This window comes from Limibacterium fermenti, from assembly GCF_041902845.1.
Taxonomy (GTDB): domain Bacteria; phylum Bacteroidota; class Bacteroidia; order Bacteroidales; family Dysgonomonadaceae; genus Limibacterium; species Limibacterium fermenti.
In genome coordinates this window covers 274,846-291,565 of the sequence record NZ_CP159486.1, presented here as the reverse complement: position 1 = coordinate 291,565, position 16,720 = coordinate 274,846, and the positions used below count along the sequence as shown (strand labels likewise).

17 protein-coding genes are annotated in these 16,720 nt (G+C 46.2%); 10 read left to right on the top strand and 7 right to left on the bottom strand.

Annotated features, from left to right (window positions below):
* Nucleotides 1-417: 417 nt before the first annotated feature.
* A complete protein-coding gene (locus ABNK31_RS01330; RefSeq protein ID WP_418893963.1) occupies nucleotides 418-1,125 on the top strand; it encodes a hypothetical protein in 708 nt (235 codons plus the stop codon).
* A gap of 496 nt (nucleotides 1,126-1,621) precedes the next feature.
* On the opposite strand, the gene ABNK31_RS01325 is transcribed toward ABNK31_RS01330, so the two are convergent.
* Both ABNK31_RS01325 and ABNK31_RS01320 read right to left on the bottom strand, forming a co-directional pair.
* Nucleotides 1,622-2,830: an IS110 family transposase gene (locus ABNK31_RS01325; RefSeq protein ID WP_418892526.1), complete on the bottom strand. Its 1,209-nt coding sequence runs from the start codon at nucleotides 2,828-2,830 to the stop codon at nucleotides 1,622-1,624.
* A 402-nt stretch (nucleotides 2,831-3,232) separates the two neighbouring features.
* Nucleotides 3,233-4,378 carry an IS110 family transposase gene (locus ABNK31_RS01320; RefSeq protein ID WP_418892990.1) on the bottom strand — a complete coding sequence of 382 codons (1,146 nt, stop codon included), beginning with the start codon at nucleotides 4,376-4,378 and terminating at the stop codon, nucleotides 3,233-3,235.
* 144 nt (nucleotides 4,379-4,522) lie between these two features.
* Here ABNK31_RS01320 and ABNK31_RS01315 point away from each other — a divergent pair, with 144 nt between their 5' ends.
* The 4 genes from ABNK31_RS01315 to ABNK31_RS01300 are packed head-to-tail and all read left to right on the top strand — an operon-like array spanning nucleotide 4,523 to nucleotide 5,879.
* The gene (locus ABNK31_RS01315) at nucleotides 4,523-5,233 is read left to right on the top strand and encodes a DUF5036 family protein (RefSeq protein ID WP_418893962.1); all 711 of its coding nucleotides are present in this window, start codon (nucleotides 4,523-4,525) and stop codon (nucleotides 5,231-5,233) included.
* Nucleotides 5,234-5,241: 8 nt separating this feature from the next.
* Complete coding sequence (locus ABNK31_RS01310; protein WP_418893961.1) at nucleotides 5,242-5,634, top strand: VOC family protein; 393 nt, start codon at nucleotides 5,242-5,244, stop codon at nucleotides 5,632-5,634.
* A gap of 21 nt (nucleotides 5,635-5,655) precedes the next feature.
* Complete coding sequence (locus ABNK31_RS01305) at nucleotides 5,656-5,808, top strand: hypothetical protein (RefSeq protein ID WP_418895458.1); 153 nt, start codon at nucleotides 5,656-5,658, stop codon at nucleotides 5,806-5,808.
* Nucleotides 5,781-5,879, top strand: a complete 99-nt coding sequence (locus ABNK31_RS01300; protein WP_418893960.1) for a hypothetical protein — start codon at nucleotides 5,781-5,783, stop codon at nucleotides 5,877-5,879. The genes ABNK31_RS01305 and ABNK31_RS01300 overlap by 28 nt, the downstream gene beginning before the upstream one ends.
* Nucleotides 5,880-5,893: 14 nt before the next feature.
* Here the strand turns inward: ABNK31_RS01300 and ABNK31_RS01295 are convergent, their stop codons facing one another.
* Genes ABNK31_RS01295 through ABNK31_RS01285 form a run of 3 tightly spaced genes read right to left on the bottom strand, consistent with a single transcriptional unit; the run spans nucleotide 5,894 to nucleotide 7,254 of the window.
* Nucleotides 5,894-6,286 (bottom strand): hypothetical protein, encoded by a 393-nt coding sequence (locus ABNK31_RS01295; RefSeq protein WP_418893959.1) that lies wholly within the window; start codon nucleotides 6,284-6,286, stop codon nucleotides 5,894-5,896.
* A 22-nt stretch (nucleotides 6,287-6,308) separates the two neighbouring features.
* On the bottom strand, nucleotides 6,309-6,848 hold the full coding sequence (locus ABNK31_RS01290; protein WP_418893958.1) for an RNA polymerase sigma factor: 540 nt from the start codon (nucleotides 6,846-6,848) through the stop codon (nucleotides 6,309-6,311).
* Nucleotides 6,849-6,858: 10 nt separating this feature from the next.
* Nucleotides 6,859-7,254 carry a DUF6249 domain-containing protein gene (locus tag ABNK31_RS01285; RefSeq protein ID WP_418893957.1) on the bottom strand — a complete coding sequence of 132 codons (396 nt, stop codon included), beginning with the start codon at nucleotides 7,252-7,254 and terminating at the stop codon, nucleotides 6,859-6,861.
* A gap of 173 nt (nucleotides 7,255-7,427) precedes the next feature.
* Between ABNK31_RS01285 and ABNK31_RS01280 the strand changes: the two genes are divergently transcribed.
* Both ABNK31_RS01280 and ABNK31_RS01275 read left to right on the top strand, forming a co-directional pair.
* The gene (locus tag ABNK31_RS01280; protein WP_418895456.1) at nucleotides 7,428-8,690 is read left to right on the top strand and encodes a putative DNA modification/repair radical SAM protein; all 1,263 of its coding nucleotides are present in this window, start codon (nucleotides 7,428-7,430) and stop codon (nucleotides 8,688-8,690) included.
* A 51-nt stretch (nucleotides 8,691-8,741) separates the two neighbouring features.
* Nucleotides 8,742-9,509 (top strand): TIGR03915 family putative DNA repair protein, encoded by a 768-nt coding sequence (locus tag ABNK31_RS01275; protein ID WP_418895455.1) that lies wholly within the window; start codon nucleotides 8,742-8,744, stop codon nucleotides 9,507-9,509.
* A 69-nt stretch (nucleotides 9,510-9,578) separates the two neighbouring features.
* Here ABNK31_RS01275 and mscL read toward each other — a convergent pair whose 3' ends face one another.
* Nucleotides 9,579-9,995 (bottom strand): large-conductance mechanosensitive channel protein MscL, encoded by a 417-nt coding sequence (mscL, locus tag ABNK31_RS01270; RefSeq protein WP_418893956.1) that lies wholly within the window; start codon nucleotides 9,993-9,995, stop codon nucleotides 9,579-9,581.
* Between the two features lie 183 nt (nucleotides 9,996-10,178).
* Nucleotides 10,179-10,826 (bottom strand): 3-keto-disaccharide hydrolase, encoded by a 648-nt coding sequence (locus ABNK31_RS01265; RefSeq protein WP_418895454.1) that lies wholly within the window; start codon nucleotides 10,824-10,826, stop codon nucleotides 10,179-10,181.
* Between the two features lie 309 nt (nucleotides 10,827-11,135).
* On the opposite strand from ABNK31_RS01265, the gene ABNK31_RS01260 reads away from it, so the two are divergent.
* The 3 genes from ABNK31_RS01260 to ABNK31_RS01250 all read left to right on the top strand — a co-directional run bounded on the left by ABNK31_RS01260 (nucleotide 11,136) and on the right by ABNK31_RS01250 (nucleotide 16,713).
* Complete coding sequence (locus tag ABNK31_RS01260) at nucleotides 11,136-11,705, top strand: RNA polymerase sigma-70 factor (protein WP_418893955.1); 570 nt, start codon at nucleotides 11,136-11,138, stop codon at nucleotides 11,703-11,705.
* Nucleotides 11,706-11,966: 261 nt separating this feature from the next.
* Nucleotides 11,967-13,163, top strand: coding sequence for a FecR family protein (locus tag ABNK31_RS01255; protein WP_321579704.1), 1,197 nt, complete (start codon nucleotides 11,967-11,969; stop codon nucleotides 13,161-13,163).
* 1 nt (nucleotide 13,164) lies between these two features.
* The gene (locus ABNK31_RS01250) at nucleotides 13,165-16,713 is read left to right on the top strand and encodes a SusC/RagA family TonB-linked outer membrane protein (protein ID WP_418893954.1); all 3,549 of its coding nucleotides are present in this window, start codon (nucleotides 13,165-13,167) and stop codon (nucleotides 16,711-16,713) included.
* The last annotated feature ends 7 nt before the right edge of the window (nucleotides 16,714-16,720 follow it).

Sequence of the window (16,720 nt, the reverse complement as noted above, 5' to 3'; positions counted from 1 at the left end):
GGAAATACCCAATCGATGGCAGGATGTCATGAATCAACTGTCGGAAACGATAGACGGACGGTAGGAAAGGGTAAATCGACGGTAAGAAATGGAGGATGAACGGTAGGAAATAATCAATTGACGGTAGGAAATGTCCGATCAATGGTAGGAAACGATAAATGAACCGTCGGATGTTATGAATCGATGGGAGGAAACGGTAAATGAATGTACAAATGCGGCGGATAAACGGTAAAACACCCCGGATGGACGCCCGGAATAATAACTGCAAGGCTAAACAATATTAAAACCGGACACGTTCGGCTAATCATGGTTAAAAAACTCATTTTTAACGGTATTAGCAAACCGTTTTACCGGAAGAATGCATAATTTTGCAAGACGATTTTATAGAATTAATAATAACATTAATAGTAAACAAAAATGAAAGACAATAGCGAGTTATCTGAAAAACGGCAAGAAGAAGAAAAACCGAAACGGAAGAATTATGTATCGAACAAAGAAACATTGTTGAGAGCCGACACAGCTATAGAGAACCTTCAAAACCAAGCGGTAATCAAAGAAAAAATGGCCGTTCACGGGTATGGTGAAGAACAAGTGGCCGGGCTGTCGGCTACCCGCGATAACGCCCGCGCCGAATATCACAAGAACGAACGGGAGGGCCAGGAATCGTTGGCTTCACGGGCCACTTTCGAAGATTCGGCCGAAAAACTCTTTGAAATGTATGGCGACGACCGCAAAAAGGCCAAACGCGTATTCCGAGAAGAACCTGAAATACTGGCCATTTTAGAACTTGACGGACGTATACCGACTTCGTATGCCGGAAGAATCGACATCGTAAAGCTTTTCTACCGCACGTTGAGTGAAAAGCAAGAATATCTCGACCGCCTGACACCTCTCATGATCACGGCCGAACACGTTACAGCCGCCAATTCGTTGATAGACGCTACGGAAAAAGCACGCGAGGCATATTTCCGCGAAAAAGGCGAGTCGGAGGCCTCTACACCGGCAAAAAATGCCGCTTTCCGCAAACTTGACAAGGAAATGGGCGACATGTATACCATCGCAGCCATCGCACTGAAAGATACTCCTCAATTGCTGGAAGCACTCGGCAAAAAAATTAAAAGTTAAACAGAAATAAAAAAAAGAACTCCTCCGGGAGTGCCGCGCTATACGACGCCCCCTGTATTTTTTGTGATCGATTATACCCACATCGTAAAGTACAGCCCCCCCAAAAAAAAGCAATATCCGTCATTTTAATGTATCGCGCGATCCGGACGTAACCTTTCAGCTTGTGCAGCTAAATTTGTGTTTCCAGAACGTTTTTGAACATATATATTTTGTATCTTTCTTCTATAAATTCCCCCCATATTCAAAGAAAAATGGAGCTAAATAGAGAAAGATGTTTGGATACAGGCATAAATCACCCTACCCACAAGGTTGCAGGCAAAGACGCGGTGACGCCTTCCGATATGCGATTTTCTTCTGCGGGCTTGTCTTCTCTTATTGGGAGCAGCATTAACCCCGGTCTGTGTTCTTGAGGTCGTTTCAGGGACGACTGTGACATTGGCCTATTTGTAAACGGGGTCTTGAGCCACCACAAAGTTACCCGGCCTTTACGCTTGTATTATAGATTAATATTCAGTATGTTCGCTGTTTTTTCGTACTCCTTCTTGTAATATGCGAGCCGGGCTTTCATCTTCACCGGATCGTAAACAGGGGCCAGCCGGGGATCGTATTGCCTGGTGTGCTTGAGCACGTTCCATATGACAACGAGCAGTTTCCTTGCTATGGCGACCAGAGCCTTTTTCCTTGGCTTGCGCATGGTCATGCGTTGGAACTTTTCCTTGAAAAACGAACCCTTCGACCGGGAAGCCGCCCAGGAGACCTGTACCAGGATCGAACGCAGGTACTTGTTGCCTTTGGTGGTAGCGGTGCTCTTGTATTTGCCGGCGCTTTCATCATTCCTCGGGCGCAATCCCGCCCATCCGACAATCTTGCCGCTATTTTCAAAGACACTCATATCCCCACCCGTTTCGGCTATTATGGTCATCGCCGCTATCCGGCTTATTCCCGGAATGGTTTGTAAAAGATTTACCGGCAACGCAAAATGTAGGCCACATATCCGCTCCATTTGTGACAGACATTCCGATATCTGCAACTGGTATATGTCATACTCCTGTTTCGCCCAGGACAATTCCTGGCGGTGGTGCGCCCTGATATTGCCCCTAAGGGCCTCCTTTAATTTCCCGCTCTGCTTGTTTTTCCTGTTCCCGTACACCAGGCTTACAAGATAGCCCGGGTCTGTCCATCCGGCTATCAGCGCCTCGACGATACCCATGAAACTTTTCGTGCTGATACTGCTCAGGCAACTGCTCGCCCGGATACCTGCCTTTACCAGGATGGCGTCCATACACGTCAGCACACGGGTCACCTGCTGCCTGAGCTTGCCGTATTTGCGGGAATAGACCCGCAACTCCTGTATCAGGGGAGCAGGAACGAAACTGCCGCGCATCATGCCCTTGTGCAACAGGCTGGCTATCCACTGGGCATCCTTGATGTCGCTCTTACGACCCGGCATCTGTTTGATCAGGTACGGGTTGACAAGCGTCAACTTGAACCCCATCTCGTAGAATATGTCCCACACGGCAATCCAGTAGATACCCGTGCTTTCCAGGGCCACCTCCTCCACCTCTTCCGACTGCAGGTACTCACCCATCGAATAGATTGCAGGGGTCAGCGTTGCATATTCTTTCACTTGAGAATGACTCTCTCCATTGTAGATTGCACAGAATATATTATCTTTGTGCACATCTAAGCCACATACTTTTTTCATTATTGAATATTTTAGTGGTTAATGATCTTCAAATATAGAGAAAGTTGTGGCTTATTTCAAATCAATGTGTAAAACCGGCCCAAACGGACTCAAACAGAACACTCAATTTTTATGGGTCTGTGTATATGTGTATACTTTTATGTATATTTCCTCTATAAATCGAATAAAAAAGTATGCGGAAGTGTCTTGAGAAGGTATATATTTGTTGATTAAGAGCATACCAATCGGGATGAATGCTTTGGGGCTTCCATCAAAAACATTAATTTCCTCTTCGAACTCTTAGGTCTCTTGCTCGTGTCCAAAAGTGATTCCCTGCGAGAGTCAGTTTGCAAAACGGGGTAATGTATCCACCACAAATATAGGGACTTTACAAGGAACCCGTTATTTCTTTGTGACAGTTATTCAGGCAACTCCAGTGCTGAGTTTCTGCATGTATTCCTTGTCAAAATATTCATCCCTGGAGAGCAGTGACCAGATAATGACCAGCAGGTGGCGTGCTATGGCTACGGTACACTTCTGCTGCTTCTTGCCCCGTTGCCTCAACCGCCAGAACTTGTTGTAGAATATTGATCCCCGTGTCCTTGATGCTCCCCATGCCGCTTCCATTAAAGCTTTACGCAGATATTTGTTTCCGTGCGTGATTTTCCGGCTTTTGATCTTTCCCGCACTTTCATCGTTGCGGGGCCTGAGCCCCGCCCATGAAACCAGGGCGGCCGCAGTGGCGAACAGGGTCATGTCGGTTCCTATCTCGGAGATGATGATGGCGGCCGACTGCTCCTTGATGGCCGGGATGCTTTGCAACAGCGTGAATGCCCTGTCATAATGCTTTTTGCATAACTTGACCATTTCAATAAGGCATGTCTGTTTCTGTGCCTGGTGCATCTTTAAAGCCTCCATGTATTGTTTGAGCAAATCGATATCGGCCTGTTGGACGTAACCTTCGAGGGAATCACGCACCGTGTCGCGGCCATGCTTGTTCAGGGTCCTGCCGTGTATGAGCTTGACCAGCTTATCTGCCGAGCGTTCCCCTTCGAGCAGGGCGCCCACGACTTTTTGGTAACTTTTGCCGTCTATGTTGGAGACATAGTTGCTGATGCGGATATTACAGCTTTGAAGGATCATGTCGACGCGTTGTTCACAGCGTATGATATCCTTGTTTAACTCGTTAATGCGGCGACCGTACAGGCGTAGTTGCTGGATCATCGAGTCAGGGACAAAACTGTTCCGCACCAGTCCTTTCAACAGGGCCGTGGCAATCCATTGGGCATCCTTCACATCGCTCTTGCGCCCGGGAAGTTGTTTGAGGAACTGGGGATTGACAAGGTACATCCGGAAATCCTTCTCGAGCAAATGCCAGACCGGTTTCCAGTAAATGCCGGTACTCTCCATGCAAACTTCACTCACGTAATGGGACTTGAGCGTATTGCACAACCCTTTAATCTCACGGGTGGAAACTCCAAACTTCCTTTCACTTTTTTTGCCCTGTTCGTCCAGAATACACATGAATATGCTATCTTTGTGGATGTCAAGGCCGCAGACTGTTCTCATAATGTTATGTTTTTAAATTAAACTTTGTGCCTAGAGCACGTTAATTACTTATAGAACGCTGTGGCCTTGATTTTTATTTGCTCGTGTATAAAATCTCGACTTTTTTATTTAAGTTTGGATCTATAAATAAAATAACAGATAAAAATGAATAAATTACTTCTTATCGGCACGTGTATATTTGTCACGTTATCGGTCGCATCGTGTTCCAAGGACGAAAATACCTCCGATCCGGAAGGAACCATTTCCGTGAACATCATGAATGAAGATCACGGAAAAACGGAGATCGGAAATTCGGATGTTTATATCGACAAAGCGAATAATTTTCACACACACTATTGTTTATTGTCACACCTCGGAAAGAAAAACAGCTTGGGAAGTATCTCCGCACCCGTGATAGAAGGAGTGTCCGACAGGGTAGCCGTGGAACCCGGAAATGCGTACCAGATTTTTAAAAATGAAGCCCTCCGCGAATTTCCTTCGGGAAAACTGGCCTTTAACATCAGGAGCGACTATTATAATATGTATGTCGTAGCTCCCATTGAAAAAGATGGAGCTGTGATAGGTGCCAATGTGAAGTTTGTACTGATGGATGCTCCCGATAACAACAGCCTGCCGGAATACAATACAAATATCGGAACGCTTTCTTACACGAACGATCAACTCACCTTCGAACTGCCGGCCTCCGATTTCGAAGTGGAACCCGCCTTTGCCAGTTCGGATTACTATACAATTGAATACGAAAACAATAACAACAAGCTCACGGTACGGTTGCTCGAATATAAGCAGAGCGATATTTTCGGTTTTTATATCCGTGTACGTGATAGTTATACCTACGTATATGGAAAGGTAAAATAAACAAGAAAATGAAATATCAGATGGAAAACGCAACGGAGGATAACAGACAGATAAAGAATTACGATAATTTTTTCTTTCCTGCGGAAGATTATGAACAAAGCAAACGCTTTTACAGGGACGTGCTCGGGTTAAAGATCAAATTCGAATTTGCCGAGCAAGGAATGGTTGCTTTTGCAGTCGGAGACGAAGAGCCGGCAATCATTTTAAAGGATACGAAAAAGTTCCCCGACGCCAAGCCCTGCGTTTGGATTGAGGTTGCCGATGTACGGGCGTTATATGAAGAGACGAAAAATAAAGGGGCCGTCTTTATCACACCACCCTTTAAGATCCGCACCGGATGGGCGGTCGAGCTTAACGACCCGTCGGGGAACCGCATCGGGTTCGCCGATTATATCCGGTAAGATACGTTTGCAGAAGAACAAATGCAGCGACGAAATATAAATCGCGAGAAGGCGGAAGCTGTCATCAGGCAACCCGAACAAGTGCTGACCGATAGCGATACGCCGGAAATGAAAGTTTATCAATCTTTGATTAAAAAGGAATTATTTTGGACTATACCGCTAATGGGAGGATAGTAAGCCTTGAGCTCTTAAACGCTTCTAAACATGTAGAGAATCCAACGAAACTTGAATATGAAGTGGCGTAAAGATATAAGGCAGTTCATTGGTGAAGCAAGCCTCTACGGTTCTTTTTCCGCCGCAGGCGGCCCTCCGCACGGGTCAAAAGCCAAAAGGCAATGAAGCCCACGCCCACCAGCAGCACTTTGCCCAGAAAATCGGGCGTCAGCAGGACTTCCTTTCCCTGCTCGAAGTAGGCCAAAGCCACCATCGCCAACAACACGGCATACATGCTGCCGAAAATCGAGCGGGTGTCGGTAAAGACATTATAGCCCGGCCGTTTCGACGTCCGCCTCCGCGCCGTGAGCGCTTTTTCGGTTTCGATCTGTTGCATCACCCGCCACGAGAAGTTCTCCGACGCACGCAACTTCGACGTACGCAGCAGCCGGCGCATCTTCTCGTCTTCCGTAAACTTGTTTTTATCTTCTATATCCATTGAAATCTATCTATTTAATTCGTTAATATACTCCGGCCGGCAAATGCTCTTTAAAGAGTTTACGCGCCCGGAAGAGTCGCACTTTCACATTCGAAAGATTCAAACCCGTAATCTGCGCAATCTCCTTCACGGAATGATCTTCCATATAATATAAGGTAAGCAGCAACGCATCGCCTTTGGGCAACTCTTGCAGCGTACGCTCCACCATTTGCGCCTGCTCGCGCCTTTCCAACTCGGCATCGGGCGAGGGCAAAGGCGTGTCGGCAGCAGCGGACAATCCGGTTTGCCCCTCGCGAAGCCACATCTTCGAGCAGCTATGGGTCACCGCGGCATTATAAACGATGCGGTAAAACCATGTCGAGAACTTGCTTTCGCTGCGGAAGCTATGCAGGTTGCGGAACGCTTTCAGGTAACTCTCCTGCACGACATCTTCCGCATCCTGCCTGTTGCCGCACATCCTGAAGGCGATGGTCACCGCCATATCCTGATAAGTTTCGACAAAATAAGCGAATGCGGAAGTATTGCCCGAGAGCACTTGCAGCACACGATCGTTATCGTTCATCAGCGGGTGTTTAGTCCTGATCGGTCACGTCGTCATCAAAGCCACCCATCTTTTTGGTCACCAGGAAATAGGACAGATAGCCCAATCCGAGGAAAAAGAGGATGCTTGCGGCGATAATCCAAAACTCATACGTTTCCCCGATAGTCAAGTATTCGGTACACACGAAGCCGACGACCACACCGATTCCGAGGGCCACCAACACAATACCGTTCCGGAGAGACACAAAGCGGTTGGGGGTTGATTTCGGTTTCGGATTATCGGGAGGGATGATACCCTGATTGATTAATCCGATACGTTCGGCATGATCGGCACTGAGTTTCCGCAAACCGAGGACGAATATCGCCACTACAGGCAAAGCGATGACAGAAAGAATAGCGATAACGGGAATAAGAACTTCTTCAACCATATTATTTATTTTTTTATTGTTTACAAAGATAGGACACACCCGCCGGGGAATCGGTTACAAAAATAATCGATTATCGACAAGATGATTATTTTTAAGAAATGAAAAGCCATATTGTTCGATGGATTTACTTTCTTTGTAACCGAAAAAAACCAGAAACAAGAGGGGTAATAATGATCAACGAAAAAACGCTCGATAAACTCAAAATACTTTCGGATGCAGCTAAATACGATGTTTCGTGCGCATCCAGCGGCACCACGCGCCGTCCGGTAAAGGACGGCATCGGCACCGCCGCCGGATGGGGCATCTGCCACAGCTTTACGCCCGACGGACGATGTGTTTCGCTCTTCAAAATCCTCATGACGAACCATTGCATTTACGATTGTGCCTACTGCATCAACCGCCGCAGCAACGACGTCAAGCGGACGGCTTTCACGCCCGAAGAATTGGCCGACCTCACCATCGAGTTTTACCGGCGCAATTATATCGAAGGGCTTTTTCTCAGCTCGGGCATCATACGCAATCCCGACTATACGATGGAACAAATGCTGCGGGTGGTGAAACTGTTGCGCGACGTGCATCGCTTCAACGGATACATCCACATGAAGAGCATTCCCGGAGCGAGTCAGGAGTTGGTGGCGCAGGCGGGACTGTATGCCGACCGTATGAGTGTGAACCTCGAAATTCCTTCGGAGGGCAACCTCAAGTTGTTGGCTCCCGAAAAAGATTACGGCAGCGTTTTCGCTCCGATGCGCTACATTCAGCAGGGCATGCTCGAAAGCGCCGAAGACCGCAAGAAATTCCGGTCGGCCCCGCGTTTCGTTCCCGCCGGGCAAAGTACACAGGTCATTATCGGAGCTACGCCCGACAACGACAAGCAGATCCTTACCCTGGCATCGCACCTGTATAAACGCCCGTCGTTCAAACGGGTGTATTATTCGGGCTACATTCCCATCAACAAAAGCGACTCACGACTACCGGTACTCGCCCATCCTCCCCTTGTACGCGAGAACCGCCTTTACCAGGCCGACTGGCTGTTGCGCTTCTATCAGTTTTCGGTCAACGAGATCGTGGACGACACGCATCCCGACCTCGACCTCGATATCGACCCGAAGATGGGTTGGGCGCTCCGTCATCCCGAAGCATTCCCGATAGACATCAACACCGCACCGTATGAACTGATCCTGCGCATACCCGGCATCGGCGTGAAGTCGGCGAAACTCATTGTGGCATCGCGGCGTTACGGACGGTTGAACTTTTCGCAACTCAAAAAGATAGGAGTCGTCATGAAGCGGGCGCAATATTTCATCGCCTGCCGCGACCTGCCGATGCAAACAGTCAACGAGTTGAAACCGGAATATGTGCGCCGGAAGGTGGCCCGGCAACGAGGCAAAAAAGAAAGCGACTTACTCCAACTCTCTTTCGACTGGGGGGAATAAAATGAATGTGCTAATGTGCTAATGTGCTAATTTACGAATGTGCTAATTATTTTGATTATTTTCACTTACGACAAAACGTTCGACGGATTGCTTTCGTGTGTGTTTTTCGCCTACGAACAGAAGATTTTTCCTGATAGCATCCTTGCGGAAGACGGGCAGAAGCCGCTTTTCGTGGATGCGTCGTATCACGTTGTCACCGAAAAGGAAAAAGCCGGCCGCGTATGGAAAAGCCTGGAGAAAAAGCTGTCGCGGTTCGCCCGCAACATGATGCTGAGTGTATGGTTGTCGGAGCTTCCGGAAACAGAAATGCTATTATTCCGCTACATCCGTAAAAACACCGACCATCCCAAAGGCATCGAAATGAATTTCGGCGACGACGACGTGCTCCGCATCAAGGATATTGCCCTAAAAGTCGGCACCGACGCGCGCAAACTCATCCAGTTCGTGCGGTTTCAGGAAACGGCCGACGGCATTTACTTCGCACCGGTCACGCCCAGTTACAATGTGCTATCGCTCATCGTTCCACACTTCAAAGCGCGTTATGCCGACCAACCGTGGATCATTTACGACACACGCCGCAACACCGGCCTTTACTACGACCGCCGGTCGGTGACGGAGATATCCTTTTCTCCGCAAACGCTTTCCGAATTGCGCCTCGGCATTTTGGATAAAGAGAAAGTTTCGGAAGAAGAGGCTTTGTTTCAACAATTGTGGAAAGAGTATTTCCGGAGCATCACCATTAAGGAACGCCTTAACCCGAAGGTACAGCGCGCCCACATGCCCCGCAGATATTGGAAATACCTTACGGAATTACAATAAGCTAATAAGCGAATAAGCTAATGTGCAAATTAGCATATTCGCTTATTCGCTTATTAGCTTATTAGCAAATTATTTCTTCTCGAGCAAGTCGCGTATTTCCGTCAACAGCTTTTCTTCGGTGGTGGGTGCCGGAGGAGCGGCCGGAACTTCTTCCTTTTTGCGTTTCAGCTTGTTCATCCCTTTAATGACAAGGAAAATCGCCGTACCGACAATCAGGAAATCCAACACAGCTTGCAAAAACGAGCCGAAATTCCACGTAATGGCGGGAGTAATGATTTCGTCGCCCTGCAACACGGCTTGGCGGAGCACCAACTTCACATCGGAGAAATATCCGTCTTTTAACAGCAACGAAATCGGAGGCATCAGGATGTCGTTGACAAACGAGGTGACGATCTTGCCGAAAGCGCCGCCGATAACGATCCCGACAGCCATATCGACCACGCTGCCGCGGATTAAAAATTCTTGAAGTTCTGATCTGAATGACATAAATTGATTCGTTTAATGAAACATTTCTTCTTACATAATGTATAGGTATGCAAAGAAAGTAAAAAAATACCGATATTTCAAGCCGTATCGAAAAAAGTTCTATCAACCAACTATTTCAGAACGAGAATGCATCGTTATGCGGGCGCCGCCCATACCCTGAATCCTTTTCTGTATTCACCGGGATTATCGCGTAACGGTCACATGGCGAAACTGCACCTCCCCGCCTTCACTCTGCAATCCGATGTAGCCTTCTTTCACATCGCTCGTCGCCCGGTTTTGAAGGATTCCGTTGATATACACTTCTACCACGCCGTCTTGAAGGACGATACGGGCTTTATTCCATTCCCCGGCAAGTTTTTCACTCGACTCCTCTTGTTTGGAGATAATTGGAAAAGCAGGACGTTCGGTAGCGCCTTCGGGTAACACATATTCCCGGAGGTCGGCTCCTTTCAAAAGAACGAGATCTCCCGCCTGCCCGGCTTTTAACTGACTTTCTATTCCTTTCGGAAAAGGATTCGCCGGCTCCTCTATCAACACGAAAATACCACTGTTGGCCGGTTCGTCCACCCATCGCCACTCAGCTTCCAGAGTGCAATCGCCGTATTTCTCCTTCGTAAACATATAACCGAAAGGCTCGCCCTTTATCAGGATGACTCCATCCTCAACCAGAAAGACTTCACTCGCGGGACGGGCGTCGTTTTCGACGACAAAATTCCAGTTCGTCAAATCTTTTCCATTAAAAAGACGTTCTTTTTTCTCACTGCAGCCGGACATAAAAATAAGGGCGGCTGCGAAAAATGCAATGGCTGTTGTTTTCATTTGTTTTTTAATTAGTACCGATGATATCGTCCGTAGCTTTTATCCTCGATAATGGTTCGTTAAAACTTATACCCCGCAAAGATAACCTCAACGAAATGATTTTACCAATCTTTGCGGAACAAATTTCACCCTCGCAACTTTTGTTCATTCGGAAATAGCTCTTCGCGAATTTAATTAAGCGATAAAGATGAAGGCAACGGGGCAATTGATTTAGAAATACGGAGATACCCGAATACCATTGCGAATCCCCTTCAATGGATTTTTATGGTCGTGCGTATAAAATGTCAACTTTTTTATATATTTGCAGCCTAATTCTCCTGTATGGATATCAATCATTTCTCTTTGGATCAGATTAATAAAATGGATGCGGCGGCTTTCCGTGCGCTTTATAAGGCCTATTATAAAGCGTTGGTGGGCTATTCCATACAGATGGTCGGCGAAGTGGAAGCCGCAGAAGACATTGTCGGAACCTTCTTTACGACTCTTTGGGAGAAGAAATTATCTTTTCGATCATTAATATCCCTGCAAACCTATCTTTACAATTCGGTACGGAACGCTTCGTTGAATTATCTTAAGCATAAAGATATTGAGAGCGACCACCTACAGAAAGTCGCAGACCATTATAAAGAGCATTATTTCGCAGGAGAGGACGCCGACGATTTTTTCAGTGAGGAAATCTATCGTTTGCTTTTTCAGGCTATCGATGCCCTGCCGAAACGGTGCAGGGAAGTTTTCCTGCTTGCCATGGAAGGGAAGAAAAATGACGAGATTGCGGCGATACTTCAGGTTTCACTGGAAACGGTAAAGACCCAAAAAAAACGAGGAATGTCTTCCCTCCGGACGAAGTTAATCAATCAATCCCTGGTATTCCTTGAGTTTTTACTTTTATAATCATTGTCACCCGGTTTTTTATTTCTTCACCGAATCGCATGGATAAGAATGTATGCTTGCCGGAATTTAACTTTTTTATCGATTCACACGTCCCTGACAAGCGCCGATACGGATAGAACAATACGCCAAACAAAACCGCCCGAATAAGATCAAAAAGAAATATTTTAAGGACAAATTCATTCTTTATGATTAAAAAAATGAAGAATATCTGTCCCTCACTTTTCACACTCACTTGTCTCAATTAATAGATAAACTAAAAAAATGGCGATACATAAAAGAAGTATAAATTCAATTATCCGGGAACAGTTGACGGGAGAGCTGACCGAAGACGACCGGAAAAGACTGAATGCATGGATAGAAAGTTCTCCAGAGAACAGGGTCATGTATGAACAGTTCATGTCGGCCACCAACTTCAGAAAACGTTATGAAAGCTATACGGAGATCGATGAACAAAGAGCTTGGATGAACTTCCGGAAGGAGCATCCGGCCATTCGTTCCATTCAATGGAAAAAAGTGCTTCGCTATGCGGCCATGCTTCTGCTTCCTATTGCAGGCGTGATAATCAGTATGTGGATATCGGGACGGATGGACTTCAACGAGACGCTCCCTTATGAGACGCGTATCGCGATGAAACGCTCCGAACAAATGGGTAAACAAAGGGCAACCCTTATTTTCGCCGACGGGGAAAAGATAAATTTAAACACTCCCTTGCGGTGGCCTTTGCAAAGAAAAGGAAATAGAGAATCGGCTTTTTCATTGCAGGAAAATAAAGAAAAGACAGTCTCCGAATCCGGAAATAATCAATTAATGACTCTTTCCGACAGTGAGTATTGGGTGGCATTGGAAGATGGAACAATCGTTCACCTGAATTATAATACGACCCTAAAGTATCCATCACACTTCAGCTCTCACGACCGCACCGTTTATCTGGACGGGGAAGCCTATTTTCAAGTAGCCAAAGAGCAGGATCGTCCGTTTCGCGTAGTAACATCATCAGGTGTCGTGACACAATACGGCACCTCCTTCAATGTCAATACGAACACAATGGGATGTACAAAAGTCGTTTTGGTAGACGGTTCCGTAAGTGTTACGCCTCAAAAGGGAGAAGAACGGATAATAAAACCCGGCGAATTGGCGGTACTATACTCATCGCTTCCTGAAGCGGAGGTGAAAAGTGTGAATGTAGAATCGTACGTGGCATGGAATACAGGACATTTTGTATTTGAAAATTGTACGTTTGAAGAACTGATGGACGTGATTTCCGTTTGGTATGGAAAAAAGGTAATCTTTGAGTCGGACGACATTCGACGGATGCTGTTTACCGGCGACATCGACCGGTACAGTTCTATCATTCCGGTACTGAATGCCATCGAGCGAGTGACGAACCTTGAGATCTCAATAACAGAAGAAAATGTAATTCTGAAGAACCGTAATAATATAGACAAAAAAAAGAAGTGAAATGAGAAAGAAAAAAAGGAGTGGGCATATGCTGACATTTCTATGTGTCCTCTTTTTGCTGTCAGTCCCCGGGCGGCAAACAATGGCGGCAGAAACGTTGGATACGATGAAAGTTTCTCTTGATTTAAAAGAGGCGACGGTCAAAGAATTCTTTGACATCGTAAAAAAGCAGACAGGGTTAAATTTCCTATATAATTCCGAAGAGATACGGAATATGCCTCCAATAACGATTCAATGCTCCGACCAACCGGTAAGGCCTGTGATGGACAAGGTGATGGAGGGGACGGGATATACCTATCAGATTGACGGGCACTTTGTGACGGTGACACGGCAGCAAAAAGACCTTACGCTGCGATTAGTGACCGGTGTCATAAAAGATGAAAAAGGTGAAGTTTTACCGGGGGTGAATGTGTACATTCCGAACTCTACCTACCAAACATTTTCCGATTCGGAAGGCCGATACAAGCTATCTATTCCGAAAGAAGCCTGCAAAGTGATCTACTCTTTTATAGGCAGCACAATAGAAGTGGCTTTTCCCGAAGGAGGCACGCCTTTGCATAAAGATATCATTTTACAAAATGACATTCATATCGATGAAGTGGTCGTAACCGGTTATAACATTGTAGACCGGCGGAAACTGACCAGTTCGGTAACGTCGTTAAAAGCGGAGGATATCATGCGCCCGGGTGTGACGAGCATCGATCAAATGTTGGAAGGCCAAATACCCGATATGGTTTTCATGAATAACTCCGGCGAAGTAGGGGTTGTTCCCCGTCTGCGTATTCGTGGCACATCCACTCTTGTCGGCAACCGTGAACCGCTATGGGTCCTTGACGGCGTCGTACTGCAAGATCCGGTCAATGTAAGCCCGGAAGAATTGAACAATCCCGACTATATCAACAGGATCGGGAACGCCATAGCCGGTATCAATCCACAGGATATCGAGCGGATAGATGTTTTAAAAGATGCCAGCGCCACAGCCCTTTATGGCGCTAAAGCAGCTAACGGCGTAATTGTGGTGACGACCAAGAAAGGCCGTGAGGGAAAACCTATTGTAAATTACCATATGACCCTGTCATACAAACGTCGCCCGCGTTATACCGACAAAAGAATCAATTTAATGAACTCCGCCGAACGGATTGATTTCTCTCGTTATCTTGTTCAAAACGGGTATGATTTCGGTTCGGCCGAACTCAATGTCGGTTATGAGTCGCTGGCACAACAATATTATCAGGGAATGATGAATCAGGAAGAGTTCGCCCGGCAAGTGCAAAAATTGGAGGGCTTGAATACCGACTGGTTTGATATTCTTACGCGGGATGCCCTCTCCTCGCAACATTCGGTGAGCTTATCCGGAGGGTCGAAAGAAACACGCTACTATGGTTCCGTCGGATATACTATTGACAATGATGTCATTCGCGGGAACAAGAATGAACGCTATTCTTTCTCCATGCATCTGGATTCGGATCTGTCGCGCATGTTCTCGACATCTTTGGTCATGATTGGAAATGTGAGCAATCGCCAATATTCGATAGAAGATCTGTCGCCGTTGGATTATGCTTATAATGCCAGCCGCGCAATTCCGGCATACGACGGTAACGGCGATTACGCCTACTATAAAACCAGGGGCAATGCAATAAACGAATACTACAACTATAACATCATGAACGAACTTGCCAATAGTTATAACAAGCAAGAGGGTAATTCCGTGAATGTGAACTTTACGCTCAAGGGTAAATTTACCGACTATTTAAAAGCGAGTTTAATAGCATCTTACCAGACATCGGCAACCGATCAGGAGAAATGGTGGGGTGAGAAAACCAATCGTGTGGCGATATTACGCCATAGCGAATACGGAACCACTCCGGCAAGCGGGGAAGGATCCTCATCGGAATTGCCGTTTGGCGGTGAACTGACCTCAAATCGTTATCGCAACAAAAATTGGATGCTGCGGATGCAAGTCGATTTCAACAAATATGTAAACGGAAACCCCGATCATTACATTAATGCGAGTGTCGGTACGGAAGCTAATTCGACAAAATACAACGCTATGGGAAGCGTCTATCGCGGATATTATGAAGATCGCGGACGCCAATTCTCTTATACCGAACTGGACGATTACCCGTACTACAAAGACTGGTTACAACAAAATGCCTATCCGACCATTACGGACGACCTGACAAATTTGTTGTCGGGTTATGCGACGATATCGTACACTTATAAAAACTTATTTACGTTGAACACCAATGCCCGTATGGATGGGTCGAATAAGTTCGGGGATCGGAGCAATGAAAAGTTGTTGCCGATATGGAGCATCTCCGGAAACTACAACATTTCCGAACATGCATTTTTAAAACGCGACTGGATCGATTTTATCATGCTAAAGGCTTCTTACGGCTATCAAGGAAATATGATGAAAGGACAGTCTCCGCAAATGATCATCCGTCAATTGCCGACCAATCCGCTTTACGGGGAACTGGTGTCGGAACTGCTCGTCTATCCGAATCCGAATTTGCGTTGGGAAAAAACGACATCCACCAATACAGGCATTACACTCTCCTTTTTCGACCGGAGGTTGCAATTTGAAGGCGAAATGTATTTCAAAAAAACAAAAGATGCCTTCCTCACAAAAACCGTATCCTCCGTGAACGGTGTCGGTGAATATCTTGTCAATTCGGGAAATATCAGCAACAACGGTTATTCTCTCGCCCTGACGATTTCGCCTATACGGACAAAAGATTTCGACTGGATATTATCCACCTCATTCTCCAAAATATTCAACAAATTGGAAACGCTTCCCGGAGAAGATCAATACGAACTGACCGATTTCCTTAACGGCACCGCTTTAAGCAAAGGCAAACCGATAGGAACATTCTATTCTTATAAATTTGCCGGGCTGAATCCGAATAACGGAACTCCCGTATTTGATGATGGAGAGGAACGTCAGGAGGAACTCGTGAAGATGACAAAATACGGATTATACACGAACATTCTCGAAGAGTCGGGAAATCGTGAACCCACCATATCCGGTACGTTCAACAACACATTGCGTTACAATAACTGGCGTTTAAATGCCGTGTTCAATTATAGTATCGGTTCGAAAGTACGTTTATTCAAACTCTTTAAGAGTAATGTGTTTGTTCCTTGGACGAATGTAAGCAAAGACTTAGTAGACCATTGGTCAAAACCGGGAGACGAATCGATAACGAATATTCCCAATCCTCTTGCATACGCGGCGCATTGGAGTTTGCGCAACCAGGAACTGGCAACTATCGCACCCAGTAACTTTGAGGAATACAATTATAGCGATATCCGGGTGGTGAGCGGCGATTATCTGAAGATATCCACGCTGTCGCTTACGTATGAATTTAAGTCTGAAATTCTCAGCACTTTCGGATTGTCCCGACTGGCCCTCAATCTTTCAGGAAATAATCTATATACTTTCTGTTCGAGTAAACTAAAAGGCCAGACACCGCAACAAAGCGGATTTTCAGAAGTTCAACTCACGGATTGTCCTTCATACACATTCGGATTAGATATTTCATTTTAAAGCATTC